Consider the following 17,259-nt stretch of genomic DNA (forward strand, 5'->3'; position numbering starts at 1 on the left):
ATGCAAATAAATGGCAGTTATTATTAGAAATAGGGATTTTTTGTGCTAAATAAAATAATCAAATACTTTTTAGAGAATAAGTTGGTTACGCTACTTGTTCTGCTTGGCTTAATAGCCTGGGGTATTGTTACCGCACCATTTGGATGGCAAGTAGGAGGCTTGCCATCCGACCCGGTTCCGGTAGATGCCATCCCCGACATCGGTGAAAACCAACAAATAGTGTTTACTCCATGGGCAGGGCGTTCACCACAAGATATTGAAGACCAAATCTCCTACCCGCTAACTACCTATTTGTTGGGTATTCCCGGAGTAAAGACTATTCGGAGTTCCTCGATATTTGGGTTTTCGAGCATTTATATTATCTTTGATGAAGACATTGAATTTTATTGGTCACGCTCTCGCATCCTTGAAAAATTGAGTTCGTTACCGTCAGGTTTGCTCCCTGATGGTGTCCAACCTACCTTGGGTCCCGATGCAACTGCTTTGGGACAAATTTATTGGTACACGCTTGAAGGGAGAGACAAAGAAGGCAATCCAACCGGTGGATGGGATTTGCATGAAATCCGTACCGTTCAGGATTTCTATGTAAAATATGGTCTGAATGCAAGCGAAGGAGTTTCGGAAGTGGCTTCCATTGGTGGTTTTGTACAGGAGTATCAGATTGATGTAAATCCCGATGCGTTGAAAGTATATAATATTCCACTATATAAAGTAATGCAGGCAGTCCAAAAATCAAACCGAGATGTTGGTGCAAAAACCATAGAAATCAATCAGGCTGAATATCTTGTACGCGGCTTAGGCTATGTTAAAAGTGTAGAAGATATTGAAAAAGCAGTCGTTGCTGTTCAGGACAATGTCCCTATTCGCATTAAGGATATTGCTTTTGTAACACTCGGACCCGCCTCTCGCAGAGGTGTGCTTGACAAAGACGGAGCCGAAGTGGTGGGCGGTGTTGTTGTTGCCCGATATGGTGCCAACCCATTACAAGTCATTAATAATTTAAAAGATAAAATTAAAGAGATTTCGCCCGGCTTACCCCAAAAAACACTTGCAAATGGAGTAGTTAGCCAACTAACAATTGTGCCTTTTTACGACCGTTCGGAACTTATTTATGAGACATTGGGAACATTGGAAGAGGCTTTGTCACTTCAAATATTAATTACCATTTTGGTGATTATTGTTATGATTTATAATCTGAGGGCATCGTTGCTCATCTCGAGCCTATTGCCAATTGCAGTTCTTATGGTTTTTATTGCGATGCGTTATTTTGGGGTTGATGCCAATATAGTAGCCCTTTCCGGAATTGCCATTGCAATTGGGACGATGGTTGATTTGGGCATTATCCTTACTGAGAATGTAATAAAACACCTTGATGAAGCTCCACCCGAACAAAAGCTAATTACAACCATATATAAGGGTTCGGCGGAAGTAAGCTCCGCAATTCTTACTGCGGTTTCGACCACCATTGTGAGTTTTATTCCTGTATTTACCATGCAGGCTGCCGAAGGTAAATTATTTGGTCCTCTTGCCTTTACCAAAACCTTTGCTTTGGTTGCTGCACTTATTGTTGCCTTATTCATTTTACCCACATTAGCACATTGGTTTTTTGGTTTTAAATTCAAAAATCTCCGCCTTATTAAATGGGTAAATTTTATCCTTGTTTTAGTGGGTATTATTGGATTATTACTTGGAATGGTATGGGCGGGTATCTTGCTTATGTTATTTGGATTAATCGGATTAATCAAACCACTAATCCAAGATAAGGAACTGTTTAAGAGTCGTTTTAATCGAAAAGTTATAGATAATGCAGAATTGATTTTAGTGGTTATCGGCGTAATTTGGCTTTTAGCAAAATACTGGTTACCGCTTGGAGCAGGCAATAGTCTTATACTTAACTTTATTTTTGTTGCCCTGTTGGTTGGTTTAATTCTGGGAGCATTTGGTTTATTACAACATTTCTACAAAAATATATTGCTTTGGTGTTTGAACAATAAAGTGATATTTCTCCTTATTCCGACCTTTTTAATTCTTTTGGCAGTAAATATCTGGATGGGCTTTACGAGCGTTTTTGGATTTTTAGCAAAAGGAACAGACCAGGTTGGCTGGAATGTCAGAACTACTTCAGTTTGGTCGGGATTAACCCATACTTTCCCGGGATTAGGGAAGGAGTTTATGCCCTCACTGGATGAAGGTAGCTTTTTGCTTATGCCAACATCAATGCCTCATTCGGGCGTCGAATTTAACCGGAAAGTTGTAGCCCAATTGGATATGTTGCTTACAGGCATCCCTGAAGTAGAACTTGCTGTGGGTAAGCTGGGCAGAGTTGAATCGGCACTTGATCCGGCACCAATATCTATGTTTGAGAATTTAATTAACTACAAATCCGAATATGCACTCAATGAAAAGGGGCATCGCAAAAGATTTAAAACTGATAATAAGAACCGTTTTATACTTACAAACGGAGATACTTTGACCAATGAAGAGGTGCTCTTACGTGGTATATCAACAAACGAACTGATACCACATGAAAATGGCAGCTATTTCCGAAACTGGCGTACACACATCAAATCATCCAATGATATTTGGAAAGAAATAGTAGCTGTATCAAAAATACCGGGTGTTACTTCGGCTCCAAAATTACAGCCTATTGAAACCCGACTTGTAATGTTACAAACCGGAATGCGAGCACCTATGGGCATTAAAATTTTTGGACCCGACCTTGTAACTATCGAACAATTTGGTTTAAAGTTGGAAGGCATTCTTAAAGAAGTTCCATCGGTAAAAGCAGAAGCTGCATTTGCCGACAGGATTGTAGGTAAACCATACATTCATCTGAATATCAATCGTGATGAAATTTCCCGATACGGCTTAAATATTGAAGATGTGCAACAAACTATTGAAACAGCAATTGGCGGAATGAAGATTTCCTCTACGGTTGAAGGACGCGAGCGTTTCCCGATAAGAGTGCGTTACCCGCGAGAACTCCGGGATGACCCTGAATCGCTAAGTAAAATCCTTATACCAACACCAACAGGGGCTCAAATACCACTTGGGCAATTGCTTGATATCGAATATGTACGTGGACCTCAAGCTATAAAAAGTGAAAATACTTTTCTGGTAGCTTATGTGCTTTTCGATAAGCGGGAAGGATTTGCTGAAGTAGATGTGGTGAACGATGCCCAAGAAATGATTCAACGTAGAATTGATGCGGGAGAACTCATTGTTCCGGCAGGTGTGAATTACAAATTTTCAGGAAGTTACGAAAATCAGATACGTGCAGAAAAGCGATTAACAATCATTGTACCTATTGTGTTACTGATTATTTTTCTGATTTTATATTTTCAGTTCAAATCAGTAACTACTTCACTCATGATTTTTTCCGGTATTGCTATGGCTTTCAGCGGAGGTTTTATTATGCTTTGGTTATACGGGCAGGGTTGGTTTGCCGATTTTTCGGTGTTTGGAATGAATATGCGTGAATTGTTCCAAATGCACACCGTTAACCTGAGTGTAGCAGTTTGGGTTGGTTTTATAGCCCTTTTTGGATTAGCAACCGATGATGGTGTACTTATGGGAACTTATCTCGACCAAAGTTTTGAACGAAATCCTACTAAAACTATAAATGGGATAAAGCAGGCTGTTGTAGAAGCAGGAGAGCGTAGAATCCGCCCTGCTGTAATGACGACCGCTACTACAGTTATTGCCCTGCTGCCCATACTTACTTCAACAGGTCGAGGTTCTGACATTATGGTCCCTATGGCGATTCCGGCATTCGGGGGTATGATAGTAGCTGCAATTACATACTTTATCGTCCCTACTCTTTACTGTATGCGTGAAGAATATAAACTTAAAAGACAATCATCATGAACAAATATATAATAAAAATAATAATCGTCGCACTTTTGTGTAACTCATGGTGCTATGCCCAAACGCTGGACGACTCTTTTAAGATAGCCGCAGAAAACAATCCGGGCTTGCAGTCAGTATATAAGGAATACGAGGCTGCATTACAAAAAGTACCACAAGTCAATTCCCTGCCTGACCCAACATTTACATTCGGGTACTTTATTTCTCCGGTAGAAACACGGGTTGGACCACAACAAGCAAGGTTCTCACTTGTACAAATGTTTCCATGGTTTGGCACATTAAAAGCGCAGGGTGATGCCGCAGCATTAATTGCAGAAGCAAAATTTCAAAATTTCCTGGATGCCCGAAACAAACTATATTTTCAGGTAGCTGCTGCATTCTATCCTTTGTATGAGCTAAATGATTTGATAGCCATTGAAAAGGAAAACATAGACATACTTGAATCATACAAAAGCATTTCAACCAAAAAATTTGAAAATGGAATTGGAACAATGGTTGATGTTTTAAGGGTGGAAATTATGCTCAAGGATGCACAGACTAATTTGAATATTTTAATTGATAAAGAAAAACCGTTATTAACCACTTTCAATAAGCTGTTGAATAGGTCAGAAAATGAGAAGGTGACAATGACTGATTCGCTCAAAACGGACTACTTGACCGATGATTTCCGTAAGGATTCCTTGATTTCCGCAAATCCAATTTTAAAATCATTGGACTTGAAAATAAAGGCAAGCGAAGCCGGTGAACTGTCAGCACAAAAGCAAGGTATGCCAAAATTTGGTATTGGATTAGATTATGTGATGGTTGGTGAACGTCGTGATATAGTAATGCCGGATAACGGCAAAGATGCAATAATGCCGATGATAAGTATTAGCATTCCCATTTTCAGAGGAAAATACGATGCTTCCGAGACAGAAGCTAAATTAATGCAGGAAAGCTATATGTATCAAAAGATTGATTTAACAAATTCACTAATTTCAAATTATGAAATGGTGTGGTTTGAGATTCAACAACAACAACAACTATTATCACTTTATGAGCAACAAATACAATTATCACAACAATCACTGAATTTAATCTTTACATCATATGGTAATTCCGGTAAGGAGTTCGAAGAGGTACTTAGAATGCAACAACAATTACTGAAATACCGGAAAATGAGAGCCACGGCTTTGACTCAATACCACATAGCAATAGCAAAATTGGATTATATCACATCAAAATCGAATTAAAATGAAAAATAAACATCAAAATCACCAAAAGAATCAATTATCTGATAATCAAACCAATAACAAATCAGATCATCAACATGGCAACCACGACCATCATGCCATGATGATTGAAGATTTCAAAAAACGTTTTTGGATTTCAATGGTCATAACATTGCCTATTGTAGTGCTTGCCCCAATGATTCAGGAACTGGTGGGTTATGAACTTCGCTTCATTGGTGACCGATACGTGCAGTTTGTACTTTCTTCTATCATCTTCTTTTATGGCGGATGGCCCTTTCTGAAAGGCTTGGTTAAAGAAATTAAAAAGAAAGCACCTGGCATGATGACTTTGATTGCTCTTGCCATTTCGGTTGCTTACTTCTATAGTTCGGCAGTTGTATTTGGTCTTGGTGGCAAAATATTCTTTTGGGAATTGGCAAGCCTAATAGTCATTATGCTTTTAGGACATTGGATAGAAATGAAGTCGGTCTTGGGCGCATCTAACGCGCTTCAGGAATTAGCGAAAATGATGCCTTCCACAGCTCGGAGAATCAATAAAGACGGTGAACATGAAGATGTATCTATTGAAGACTTGCAAAGCAATGACATCATACTTGTACGACCGGGAGAAAAAGTACCTGCGGACGGAACGGTCATAGAAGGAGAAAGCCATGTCAACGAATCAATGCTTACCGGAGAATCGAAACCTGTTTCAAAGCATAAGGACGATCAGGTGATTGGTGGTTCGGTAAATGACAATGGGACTTTAAAAATCAAAGTCAAACACACTGGTGAAGACTCCTATCTGACTAAAGTGATTGGTATGGTCAAAGAAGCGCAGAAATCCAAATCCAAAACTCAAAATCTGGCTGATAAAGCTGCTGCATGGTTGTTCTACATTGCACTTGGAGGTGGGATTACCACTCTGATTGTTTGGTTAAGTTTGGGAAAAGAATTTGAGTATGCTTTAGAACGGATGGTTACTGTTATGATAATATCCTGCCCACACGCTCTTGGATTGGCGGTTCCATTGGTAGTGGCAATATCTACGGCTGTTTCTGCCAAAAATGGATTATTGATTCGCAATAGAGCTGCCTTTGAGAATGCCCGAAAATTGACAGCTATTATTTTTGACAAAACTGGTACCTTAACAAAAGGAGAGTTTGGTGTTACGCGAGTCCAAAGTGTTTCAGATAAATTGTCAGACAATGAATTACTCCAAATTGCAGCTTCGGTTGAAAGCAGTTCAGAACACCCTATTGCCGGGGGAATCGTTCGAAAAGCTAAAACAGATGGGTTGGAGTTCGACGAACCACAAAACTTTCAAAACATCACAGGTAAAGGCATAAAGGCAACCTTAAAAGGGCAAGAAATCAAAATAGTAAGTCCCGGAATGCTGAAAGAACAAGGAATTGAGAGTCCATTAGAAGCATTCAAATCAGAAGATGAAACAGTAGTCTTTATTTTGATTGACGACAAGTTAGCAGGGTTTATCGCCCTGGCAGATGAAATCAGACCTGAATCCTTGTCTGCTGTTGAAACCCTGAAGAAAAAGGGGATTAAAGTATTGATGGCTACAGGCGACAACCATCAAGTAGCAAAAGCGGTTAGCGAACAACTTTCATTAGATGACTTCTATGCAGAAGTGCTACCGGAAGATAAGCAACGTATTATTAAAGAACTTCAGGAGAAGGGAGAGTTTGTAGCAATGACCGGTGATGGAGTAAATGATGCACCTGCACTTGCACAAGCAAATGTTGGCATAGCAGTAGGGTCAGGCACTGATGTAGCCGCTGAAACTGCTGATATCATATTAGTTAATAGCAATCCCAAAGACATTGCTAATCTGATTTTATTTGGAACTGCGACTTACAATAAAATGATGCAAAACCTGTGGTGGGCAGCAGGTTACAACATTGTAGCAGTGCCTTTGGCAGCCGGAGTATTGGCAGGTGTCGGTATAATTCTTAGTCCTGCTATTGCTGCTGTTTTGATGAGCCTAAGCACCATTATAGTTGCCCTCAATGCACAATTACTGAAAAAACAAATCAAGGGGTAAAATGAAAAAAATAAATAAATCAACCGTTATAATAGCCGTAAGTACACTTGCGGTTGGCTTACTGCTTGGATGGCTACTTTTCAGCACATCCGGTCAATCAAGTGCCGATGACCACAATCATTCTGTAGGCGATGAATCGGAAACTATTTGGACTTGCTCTATGCACCCACAAATTCGACAAAGCGAATCGGGCGATTGTCCCATTTGTGGAATGGATTTAATTCCATTGGAGGATGACCAAAACAGTGAAATTGACCCGATGGCAATCATAATGTCTCCAACTGCTATGAAATTAGCCAATGTAAGCACTGCTTTTGTTGGTAAAATGAATCCCGTAAAACAAGTAAGGTTAAGCGGGAAAGTGCAGGCTGATGAACGATTGGCTTTTTCACAAGCATCACATATTCCCGGAAGGATAGAAAAACTATTTGTGAATTTCACCGGCGAGTTTGTAAGCAAAGGGCAAACCATTGCTAACATTTATTCTCCTGATTTGGTAATGGCTCAAGAAGAGTTATTTGAAGCACAGAAAATCAGAGAATCCCAACCTCAGCTTTTTCTTGCTGCCAAAGAAAAGTTGAAAAATTGGAAACTTTCCGATAATCAAATAGAAGGAATATTAAAAAATGGTAAAATACTGGAAGAATTCCCAATACAAGCAGATGTCTCCGGTTATGTGACCAATAAAACAATCAATTTGGGCGATTATGTCCGAAAAGGAGAAACTATTTATGAAATTACAAATCTGACTAAAGTTTGGGTTTTATTTGATATATATGAATCAGATATGGCATGGATAAAAAAAGGTGACAAGGTTCAATTTACTATAGCGTCCATTCCCGGAAAAAGTTTTGAGGGGAATATTTCATATTTAGACCCAATAATTGACCCAAAAACAAGGGTCGCGAAAGCAAGAGTAGAGTATAACAATACCAATGGTAATCTTATGCCTGAAATGTTCGTATCAGGAGTGGTTGAGGCAAAACTAAAGACAAGCTCTAATGCGCTTGTTGTGCCGAAAACTGCTGTAATGTGGACAGGAAAGCGCTCTGTTGTTTACATCAAAACAGATACTGAAAACGGAGTAAGTTTTATCATGCGTGAGATAACTTTAGGTACCACACTGGGAGAAAGTTATATTGTTGAAAGCGGTTTACAGGAAGGCGAAGAAATTGCTGTTAGTGGAACCTTCAGTATTGATGCCGCCGCTCAACTTGCAGGTAAACCCAGTATGATGAGCCCGGAAGGAGGTGCAGTAATCACAGGACACGACCATGGAGAAACGAAAGACAGTAAAGCTCCTGCTACACAACAAGTTGAGCAAGTAAATGAAACTAAGTCTATCGGTCAGCAGGCGAAAAATGCACTTCAACCGATTTATGTTCAATACTTAAAACTGAAAGACGCTCTTGTAGCTGATAATTTGGAAAATGCCAAAAAGGCGGCTGTATCCATGCAAGAAAATCTCGCAAAAGTGGATATGACTTTATTTAAAGGTGAATCACACAATAAGTGGATGAAATTCGACAAAGAATTAAAAAGCAATCTGCAACATGTGCCTCATTTATCAAATCTGGAAGAAGTCAGAGAGAAATTTCGGCATATTTCCATGACTATGATTGAAATGACGAACAGTTTCAACCCCTTTAATAAAACGCTGTACATCCAACATTGCTTAATGGCTAATGACAACAAAGGCGCCGATTGGCTGAGTTCCGAAAAAGAAATTAAGAATCCGTACTTCGGGAAGTCTATGCTTACATGCGGAGATGTAACTAATGAAATCAAGTAAATATAGTCTAATAGAAATTTTCAATTATTAAACGAACCTCAAAAACTTCTGTAGTTTTCGGTGTTGAAATTTCTAATACTCAATAAATATTGAAAATTTGCAAACGGGATTGTATTTCGTAAGGGTAGGCAATAAAGTGGTGAAGTTTGTGAAGTGGTAAGAAGAGAGCTGTTGGGAATAATAAGTTTGAAATTTACCACGAAAATTAGCTTACAACCAAGAATATCTCTCTAACTTAGTTGCTGAATATCGCTGTAAACACAGTGCTATTCAGCATCTTTTGTCTCATACTATAGACATTTTGAGATATTTACTTACAATTTTCAGACAATTTCAGATTTTTTAGAACAGTTTAGTGTAATATACTACTATAAGTAAAATGTAGTGCATGAAGCATAGCATCGGCGGAAATATAAATAGGCATATCCTTGATGAAAACATCCCAAAATGCATGGATAAATGTCGGGAAATTCAATCTTTCCGTGACCATAAAGCCATGCTTTGAAATCAGAGCTTTCTCATAATCAGTCAATGTGAAAATGGAATCAATTTCTTTCGAATAATCGGCATTCATGAAATCAGTGTTAGCCTCTTTAAGAAAAGCTCCGGCAGGATACATCTCAAGCAATTCATCAACGCTCATATCCTTGTTCTCTTCGAGGAATTTGATTTATTCCTCAGCTTTAAAATCCGCTTGCGTCGAAGACGAAACAAACAGCACTGTTAAAATAATAGTCAAAAACTTTTTCATATTCTTTCCTTCAAATTTTCAAATTTGTACCTACATATCTTATATGACACATAAAAATACAATTTGTTCCCGAGAATGTGATTTTTTTGTTTCGTCAGGTGTAACAAAGACTGTAAAAGCATTTTGACTCTGAAAGAGTCACATGTTTATAGCAAAAAATGTTTAAATTATACATTCGACCTCTTCGAGGTCGCACCGCAACGAGTATAAATAATTTTCTATAAACATGTAATCTCTTCGAGATTAAGCCACTAAAAATGAAAACCCATAAAAAATAATCCCACGGTTAAAACCGTGGGCTATGTTTACGTTTATTTTCACCCACGGTTGAAACCATGGGCTATGTTTCGGACAGAACGCTGTTCTGTCCCTACAATTCACATCTAATCTATGCTTTGCAGAGCGTAGAATTTTAAGTATGAGGTTTCGGGCATTGGCGGATAAACCGGATGGTCTGGGGCTTGGGAGCCGCGATAAATCATATTAACGGTTTTGTCCGCTCGCAAAGCTGCTCTTGTGATGATGTCGTAAAAGACATCTTCGTAAATGTGGTGCGAGCAACTTGCAGTTAGCAAAATTCCATTAGGTGCTAAGGCTTCGAGAGCGATTTGGTTCATTTTCAAATACGCTGCTTTTGCATTTGTTACAGATTTTTTATTCTTTGCAAAAGCCGGAGGGTCGAGTACAATTATATCCCATTTTTTATCGGGATTATTTTTGAAAAAGTCGAAAACATCTTGAGTAACAAAATTAATATTATAATTATTATTTGCTGCATTTTGCTTTGCTAATTCGATTGCCGGTGCAGATGAATCTACTGCCGTAATTTCTGCCGCACCGCCATAGGCTGCATTTAGGGCAAATCCGCCGATATGCGTAAAACAATCCAGCACATTTTTTCCGCGACTAATTTGTGATAATAAATGTCTGTTATTGCATTGGTCTAAGAAATATCCGGTTTTTTGCCCATCGGAAATATTAATATTTATTTTAATTTCTCGGTCGTTAATTTGAATTAATTCGGGAATTTCACCAAATAATCTTTCATCAATTGTTGACAGACCCTCGATTTCGCGAGATTTTGAATTTGCTTTTAAAATAATTCCTTTGGCATTTGAATCAATTTCCAAAATTGTATCGGCAATTAATTTCTTCATTCCCTCAAATCCGGCAGACTGAATCTGAACGGCATAATATGAGCCGTATTTATCGATGATTAATCCCGGCAACAAATCCGATTCGCCAAACACCATGCGGTAGCTGTCTGAATGAGCTAATAATTGTTTGCGGCGATTATTTGCACCGATTATTCGATATTTAATTAATTCGGAAACATTTGATTTCGCATCAGTTAGTAATAATCTCAATGAAATTAAGCTGTTTGGATTATAGAATGCAAGCCCAAGACTGACATTATCGCCGGCAATAGCTTCTACTAAAGTTCCGGCTTCAATTTTTGGAACCTCAACAAGCTCGTTGCTGAAAATCCACAAATACCCGCTTTGGTATTTGTTATGATATTTTTTTAATTGTATTTTCGGGATTAATTTGTCGGAGTCGCCCATAAATCGTATTCTTCTGCTTTGTTAATAATAACTTCCATAATATCTCCATTTTGCAATTCGGCATCCGATTCGACAAACACAAAATTGTCCACTTCCGGTGCATCATGACGGCTTCGTGCTATATAATGCCCGTTTTCACGACCGTCAATCATGACTTCGATTTTTTTGCCGATTTTAGCATTATTTTTCTTGAGTGAAATTTCCTGCTGCACCAACATAAGTCTGCCACGGCGTTCATCTTTGACACTTTGTGGAATTGGGTCGCCAAGCGGATAAGCTGTAGTTCCTTCCTCGTGCGAATAAGTAAACACGCCGACTCTATCAAGTTCGGTCTCGCGAATAAAGTCTAAGAGCATCTCAAAATCTTGCTCCGTTTCGTTCGGATAGCCGACGATAAATGTGCTACGAATTGCGACATTCGGAATTTTTTCACGGATTGTTTCGACTAAATTCTTGATTTTAAATGCTTTAATTCCGCGTTTCATAGATTTAAGCACATTATCCGAAATGTGTTGGAGCGGTATATCAATATAATTACATAATTTTGGGTGATTTGCGATTACGTCTAATATTTCGTGAGGAAACTGGCGCGGATAAGCATACATCAGACGCACCCATTTCAGTTCTTCGATATCGGCAATATTTTGCAAAAGTTGAGCTAAAATCTGTTTTCCGGAGGCATCTTTTCCGTAATAGGTGCTGTCTTGGGCTATCAGTACCAATTCCTTGGTACCGTTTTTGGCAAGTCTGCGAGCTTCGTTCAGCAATTTTTCTTGTGGTTCGGAAATGTGCTTGCCCCGCATGAGCGGAATCGCACAAAATGAGCATTTTTGATTACAACCTTCCGAGATTTTCAGATAAGCATAATGCTTTGGAGTGAATAAGGCACGCTCGCCATGCAAAATGTATTTCGAGTCGCCTTTGAGGATTTTCAGAATTTTCTCGTCAGAATTTATACCCAGAAAAAAGTCAACATTTTTAATTTGCGTGCTCAGTTCCTTGTTATAGCGTTCGCTCAGGCAACCGGTTACAATCAGCTTTTTCAATTTTCCGCGGCGACGCATATCTGCAGCTTGCAGTATCAGTTGTACGTTTTCCTCTTTCGCAGACTTAATAAAGCCGCAAGTGTTGATAATCAAAGCATCGGCTTTATCGGCATTGTCGGTATATTCAAATCCGTTAGCCAAAAGCAAGCCCGTGAATCGCTCCGAATCAACAAGATTTTTAGCACATCCGAGTGTCATCACGTTGATACTTTTAATCGTTTTATCTATTTCAATCTTTCGCATAATCTCTAAGTATAAATACTACAATTATATATAGACGTCAGATTCTGATTTTATGATAAAATGATTGCGAAAGGAGTTTATTGTAGCGTGGATTTTCGAACCCAGATGTTTGTAAGATGCTTGATTCGGTTATTGCATCTGTCTTTGACGACTGCAAATTCTAGATTGCCGCCTATTAACACAAACTGATAAATGCCTGTATCGCCCTTGCAGCGAACAGCATTGGGAGAGTTGAGGAAATAAACGTAGCCCTTATTGTGCCAGAGAGTGCCTTCGATTGTTAAAGCGGAACCGTCTTTAAGTTGGACAGCGAAAGTTTCTTCCTTTGTAATCATCAGCCTACTACCGTCAAATCGGCTAATCCAATCACCTTCGAGCTCTACATACTTTTCGTCCTCGTCTTTGTGGGTACACGAGATAATCAACACAAAAAATAATATGTACATCATTTTCGCCATAGACAAAATTACATAAACTTTTGTAAAAAAGCAAAAAAAGTTTTTTTTTACTCTTCTCTCCTAATTCTTTTGTAGTTTTGAATAATATGTAATTTAGTTTTTTGAAAGATTCAAAAAACAAATTTTTACACTTTTCATAAGGAGTGCTATGAAAAAGTCCTATTTTATCGTGTTGTCACTAATTTTTGCTTTGATTCTCATTTCTTGTAATGAGAAGGTTAAGGTAGCAGAAAATGGCGAAATCCAAGACACTTTGCAAACTATCGAGAAGGTTCAGATATTAACGCCGGACGATGCTCTTGTTGAGCTCAAAGCCGGAAATCGCAGATTTCTGTCAGAGAATCTGATAAATACTAATTATAGCGAGAATATTGAAGAAACTAAATCCGGTCAAAAGCCACATTCTGCTATTCTGAGTTGCATGGATTCGCGAGTGCCGCCGGAAATCATTTTCGACCAAGGGATTGGGAACATATTTGCGTTACGTAATGCAGGCAATATCGAAGATGAAAACATTCTTGGTAGTATGGAATACGCTGTTGACCATGCAGGAGTCAAACTAATTGTCGTGATGGGACATAGTAGTTGTGGAGCAGTCACAGGTGCCATTCATGATGTGAAGTTAGGTAATTTGACTCAATTATTAGCTCAAATCAAACCTGCAATCAAAACTCCTTTGAGCCATTCTGATGTTATCAACGAAACGGCTAAAAATAATGTCAAAATGACAATCGAAGATATTTTGTCCAAAAGTGCTGTAATAAGCGAGTATGTTAAGGAAAAGAAAATCGCTATTGTTGGTGCATTCTATGATATTGCAACCGGCGAAGTTCAATTCATGGAATAAAATTTGGCTATTCATCCATATTAGCGGGAATTTCAATTTTTACTAAGGTTCCCTGACCAATTTTGGAATCAATCCAGAATCTTCCATTGTTTCTTTTGGTAATGTGATATGCTTTGGTCAGTCCGAAACCTCCACCTCTGGTTTGGATGTGAAGTACGTTATCTGCTCGATAGCCAAAATCTACAACTAAGTCTATCTCCTCATCGGGGATTCCGATTCCGGTGTCCTCGACTTCGATTGTAAGATTTACTCCATCGTTGATTAAGTGCGCTCTTATTTTGCCACCCGGTTCTGTATATTTGCGTGCATTTGCTATCAAATCACGAAAGACATCTTGCATAATAGAAGGCATATGAAGAATTTTGCCATCCGGGCTTTGGATTTTTAAATCAACAAGATATGAGTTCTCGTCATGCTCATCAGCAGAGTAAACAATTTTATAACGACCTTTACTATTTTTTTCAATCGCAGCAAAGACATCCGAAAAATTTGTCTTTAGATGTGCTATGTCATGTACGACCCACTTTTCTTCAGAATCAAATCTATTCAAAATCTCTGTAATTCGTACCTTCAATATGCTAAAAATTGAGCGTAGATTATCACGAGCGATTTCGAAGATTGGTAGCTTGTCAGGTGGGAGCTGTTTGGCAAATTCATTCAGATGACGGTTGTTTTGTGATATGAAATCATCAATCAAGTAAAAGCGTTTCATTCGTACTTTTTCTGAATACATATCCTTTGCAAATGATTGGTTTAGTTCAAGAGCTTCTTTCAGTTCATTGTCAAAGAAAGTGTCAATCTGCAACAAGTATATTTCGCTTACAATGATATTGATAATATTTATCAAACTATGCATATCTACTATCGTTTGTTGTGTTTTGTCTAACACTATCGGATGTAAAATTTCCTTTTTCATATTGTCCTCTTTTAAAGAAAAAACAAAACTAAGCAATTTTTTAATTAAAGCAATCGAATCCTATAAATTTTTTTCAGAAATTTGAAATAGTCCAATTTTGTCATTGAAAATCACTAACTATTTTTTAGTATGCGACAAATTCTTTACTTTGGAATATAAAGGAGATGTCAATGTCTGATAAATATAAGAATACTAAAAAACCGTTGATTTTGATTGTTGATGATGTGGTAAGAAATTTACAAATCATCGGTAATCATTTGATTGAAACCGGCTATGATATATCGCTGGCTATGACCGGTGAACAAGCTCTAACAACGGCAAAGTTAATCAAACCCGATTTGATTCTGCTTGACATAATGATGCCGAATATGGATGGTTATGAAGTATGCCGTCAGCTGAAACAAATGCCGGAAACGGCGGATGTTCCGGTGGTCTTTTTGACTGCGAAAAATGATATAGACGACATTTTGAAAGGATTTGCTGTCGGTGGGACTGATTACATCACCAAGCCATTTCACAAGCAGGAAATCAAGGCGAGAATCAAAAGCCAAATTGAACTTAAACGCTCTCGCGACCAATTGAAAGCCTTTGCTGACGAAATCAATTTGTTGAACAATAAGCTCAACTCGGAGTTATCAATTGCTGCTGAGTATTTCCGCTCGCTACTTCCCGATAGAATTGACAACAAATCAATTTCGACATATTGGCATTATGTCCCAACTCAAAAATTAGGTGGAGATGCTTTCGGGTATTTTATGCTCGATGACGAAAATTTCGTTTTTTACCTATTCGATGTTTGCGGGCATGGTATTGCTTCGGGGCTTTATTCAGTATCATTATTGAATATTCTTCGCTTCCGCAATCTACCAAATACAGATTTCCGCCAACCTAAAGATGTTTTTAATTCTTTGAACAAAATTTTCCAGACCACATCCCATCATGGAATGTATTTCACGATTTGGTATGGTGTGTATAATATTCCCAGACGAGAGTTAAATTATTCTGCTGCCGGGCATCACCCATCAGTATTATTCAATTCTGATGATTCCTTTTCTAAGTTGGACGAGGGCAATTTCATCGTTGGTGGTATGGAGGAGTATAATTTCAAGCAAGAGACTTTGAAGTTAGAACCGGAGAGCGAACTATTTGTGTTTTCAGATGGCACATTTGAAATTGTCAAGTCTGATGGCACTCAATGGACTATAGATGATTTAATTCATTTCCTCGATACCCGAAAAGACAAAAAAGCATCGGAGCTAAATAACTTGCATAATTACATATTGGGAATGTATGGCGAAACCATCCAAAAGGACGATTTCACCATACTTAAAATCGTATTTCATTAGCTTTGATTATAAAAAGGGATAATCCACGTAACCTTCGGCACCACCACCGTAAAAAGTCCTTTTATGAGGTTCATTCAAAGATGTATTCAGTCTGAGTCGCTCGGGCAAATCGGGATTTGCTAAGAACAACCTTGCAAATGATACCAAATTGGCTTTGCCGGATTCGACAAATTCGATTGCCGTTTTGCGATTGTGGTTATTATTCGAAATCAAAGTGCCTTTGTAAATTTCACGAAAATGAGCGGCAACATTGGCAACGTAGTTTGGCAATTCCTTTGCGGCTTCATCTGCCTCCATAAGTTGGATGTGTCCCAAATTGTAGTCATTCAATTTGTTGATGAGATAGCCGAATGTTTCGGTAGGATTTTCATCACTCATCGAATTTCCGATATTTGAAGGAGATAGTTTAATGCCGATTCTCCATGAATCCATAAGTTCGGAAATAGATTCGATTATTTCAATTACAAATCTCGACCTATTTTCGACAGAACCGCCATATTCATCACTTCGTTGATTGGAACCCGAGCACAAAAATTGGTCGGGAAGATAACCAAAAGCAGCGTGAATTTCTATACCGTCAAATCCTGCTTCCATAGCATTTTTAGCAGCATTCTTGTAATCGTTGATTACGCTTTTAATTTCATCGCGACTCATTTCTCGCGGCTCCGAAAATTCTTTCCAACCGTCATCAGTATAGGTTTTGCCAATTGCCTTGATAGCTGAAGGCGCGGGTGGTTTGTCGCCATCATGAAAATCGGAATGAGATATTCGCCCTGTATGCCATAATTGCATAGAGATTTTGCCACCCTTCTCATGGACAGCCTTGACAATCTTTGCCCAAGACGTGATTTGTTCATCGGTGTAAATTCCCGGACACCACAAATAACCGGCACTTCTGGGAGAAATATGTGTTCCTTCTGTGATAATCAATCCCGCAGAAGCACGTTGAGTATAATACAGTGAAGCTAATTCATGTGGAATGCCTCTTTCAAAAGCACGACTTCGTGTCATTGCTGCCATGATAATTCTGTTTTTTAGTTCCATTCCATCATATTGGTACGATTCAAATAGCATATTTTCCGTCATTTTTCCTCCGATTAAATTATATACTTATAAACACTTAAGCGATGTATTTGTTTTAATAAAAAACGGAACATC

The 17,259-nt window shown here is 38.5% G+C and carries 12 protein-coding genes; 6 read left to right on the plus strand and 6 right to left on the minus strand.

The window, feature by feature from the left end:
* Window positions 1-42 precede the first annotated feature (42 nt).
* From M9949_10870 to M9949_10885, 4 genes are read left to right on the plus strand one after another with little or no spacing between them, the layout of a single operon-like run.
* The gene (locus tag M9949_10870; GenBank protein ID MCO5251905.1) at window positions 43-3,867 is read left to right on the plus strand and encodes an efflux RND transporter permease subunit; all 3,825 of its coding nucleotides are present in this window, start codon (window positions 43-45) and stop codon (window positions 3,865-3,867) included.
* Window positions 3,864-5,099 carry a TolC family protein gene (locus M9949_10875; GenBank protein ID MCO5251906.1) on the plus strand — a complete coding sequence of 412 codons (1,236 nt, stop codon included), beginning with the start codon at window positions 3,864-3,866 and terminating at the stop codon, window positions 5,097-5,099. The genes M9949_10870 and M9949_10875 overlap by 4 nt, the downstream gene beginning before the upstream one ends.
* Before the next feature lies 1 nt (window position 5,100).
* Window positions 5,101-7,137, plus strand: a complete 2,037-nt coding sequence (cadA, locus tag M9949_10880; GenBank protein MCO5251907.1) for a cadmium-translocating P-type ATPase — start codon at window positions 5,101-5,103, stop codon at window positions 7,135-7,137.
* A gap of 1 nt (window position 7,138) precedes the next feature.
* On the plus strand, window positions 7,139-8,929 hold the full coding sequence (locus tag M9949_10885) for an efflux RND transporter periplasmic adaptor subunit (GenBank protein ID MCO5251908.1): 1,791 nt from the start codon (window positions 7,139-7,141) through the stop codon (window positions 8,927-8,929).
* Between the two features lie 352 nt (window positions 8,930-9,281).
* Here the strand turns inward: M9949_10885 and M9949_10890 are convergent, their stop codons facing one another.
* The 4 genes from M9949_10890 to M9949_10905 all read right to left on the minus strand — a co-directional run bounded on the left by M9949_10890 (window position 9,282) and on the right by M9949_10905 (window position 12,983).
* Window positions 9,282-9,572: a DUF3160 domain-containing protein gene (locus M9949_10890; GenBank protein ID MCO5251909.1), complete on the minus strand. Its 291-nt coding sequence runs from the start codon at window positions 9,570-9,572 to the stop codon at window positions 9,282-9,284.
* A gap of 491 nt (window positions 9,573-10,063) precedes the next feature.
* Window positions 10,064-11,245, minus strand: coding sequence for a class I SAM-dependent rRNA methyltransferase (locus M9949_10895; GenBank protein ID MCO5251910.1), 1,182 nt, complete (start codon window positions 11,243-11,245; stop codon window positions 10,064-10,066).
* Window positions 11,224-12,534, minus strand: a complete 1,311-nt coding sequence (gene rimO, locus M9949_10900) for a 30S ribosomal protein S12 methylthiotransferase RimO (protein ID MCO5251911.1) — start codon at window positions 12,532-12,534, stop codon at window positions 11,224-11,226. Before rimO ends, M9949_10895 begins: the two co-directional genes overlap by 22 nt.
* A gap of 77 nt (window positions 12,535-12,611) precedes the next feature.
* Window positions 12,612-12,983: a hypothetical protein gene (locus tag M9949_10905; GenBank protein MCO5251912.1), complete on the minus strand. Its 372-nt coding sequence runs from the start codon at window positions 12,981-12,983 to the stop codon at window positions 12,612-12,614.
* A 157-nt stretch (window positions 12,984-13,140) separates the two neighbouring features.
* Between M9949_10905 and M9949_10910 the strand changes: the two genes are divergently transcribed.
* Window positions 13,141-13,839, plus strand: coding sequence for a carbonic anhydrase (locus tag M9949_10910; GenBank protein ID MCO5251913.1), 699 nt, complete (start codon window positions 13,141-13,143; stop codon window positions 13,837-13,839).
* A gap of 7 nt (window positions 13,840-13,846) precedes the next feature.
* Here the strand turns inward: M9949_10910 and M9949_10915 are convergent, their stop codons facing one another.
* The gene (locus M9949_10915) at window positions 13,847-14,755 is read right to left on the minus strand and encodes an ATP-binding protein (GenBank protein ID MCO5251914.1); all 909 of its coding nucleotides are present in this window, start codon (window positions 14,753-14,755) and stop codon (window positions 13,847-13,849) included.
* 170 nt (window positions 14,756-14,925) lie between these two features.
* Between M9949_10915 and M9949_10920 the strand changes: the two genes are divergently transcribed.
* Window positions 14,926-16,101 carry a SpoIIE family protein phosphatase gene (locus tag M9949_10920; protein ID MCO5251915.1) on the plus strand — a complete coding sequence of 392 codons (1,176 nt, stop codon included), beginning with the start codon at window positions 14,926-14,928 and terminating at the stop codon, window positions 16,099-16,101.
* A 6-nt stretch (window positions 16,102-16,107) separates the two neighbouring features.
* On the opposite strand, the gene M9949_10925 is transcribed toward M9949_10920, so the two are convergent.
* Window positions 16,108-17,187, minus strand: coding sequence for an alkene reductase (locus M9949_10925; GenBank protein ID MCO5251916.1), 1,080 nt, complete (start codon window positions 17,185-17,187; stop codon window positions 16,108-16,110).
* Window positions 17,188-17,259 lie beyond the last annotated feature (72 nt).

Origin of the sequence: Candidatus Kapaibacterium sp. (assembly GCA_023957315.1) — a bacterium.
Lineage (GTDB): Bacteria > Bacteroidota > Ignavibacteria > Kapaibacteriales > UBA2268 > PGYU01.

Coding starts and splice junctions, on each gene's coding strand:
- M9949_10905 (MCO5251912.1), bottom strand. CDS start 12,983: ATGATGTACATATTATTTTTTGTGTTGATTATCTCGTGTACCCACAAA.
- cadA (MCO5251907.1), top strand. CDS start 5,101: ATGAAAAATAAACATCAAAATCACCAAAAGAATCAATTATCTGATAAT.
- M9949_10875 (MCO5251906.1), top strand. CDS start 3,864: ATGAACAAATATATAATAAAAATAATAATCGTCGCACTTTTGTGTAAC.
- M9949_10925 (MCO5251916.1), bottom strand. CDS start 17,187: ATGACGGAAAATATGCTATTTGAATCGTACCAATATGATGGAATGGAA.
- M9949_10920 (MCO5251915.1), top strand. CDS start 14,926: ATGTCTGATAAATATAAGAATACTAAAAAACCGTTGATTTTGATTGTT.
- M9949_10910 (MCO5251913.1), top strand. CDS start 13,141: ATGAAAAAGTCCTATTTTATCGTGTTGTCACTAATTTTTGCTTTGATT.
- M9949_10915 (MCO5251914.1), bottom strand. CDS start 14,755: ATGAAAAAGGAAATTTTACATCCGATAGTGTTAGACAAAACACAACAA.
- M9949_10890 (MCO5251909.1), bottom strand. CDS start 9,572: ATGAGCGTTGATGAATTGCTTGAGATGTATCCTGCCGGAGCTTTTCTT.
- rimO (MCO5251911.1), bottom strand. CDS start 12,534: ATGCGAAAGATTGAAATAGATAAAACGATTAAAAGTATCAACGTGATG.
- M9949_10885 (MCO5251908.1), top strand. CDS start 7,139: ATGAAAAAAATAAATAAATCAACCGTTATAATAGCCGTAAGTACACTT.
- M9949_10895 (MCO5251910.1), bottom strand. CDS start 11,245: ATGGGCGACTCCGACAAATTAATCCCGAAAATACAATTAAAAAAATAT.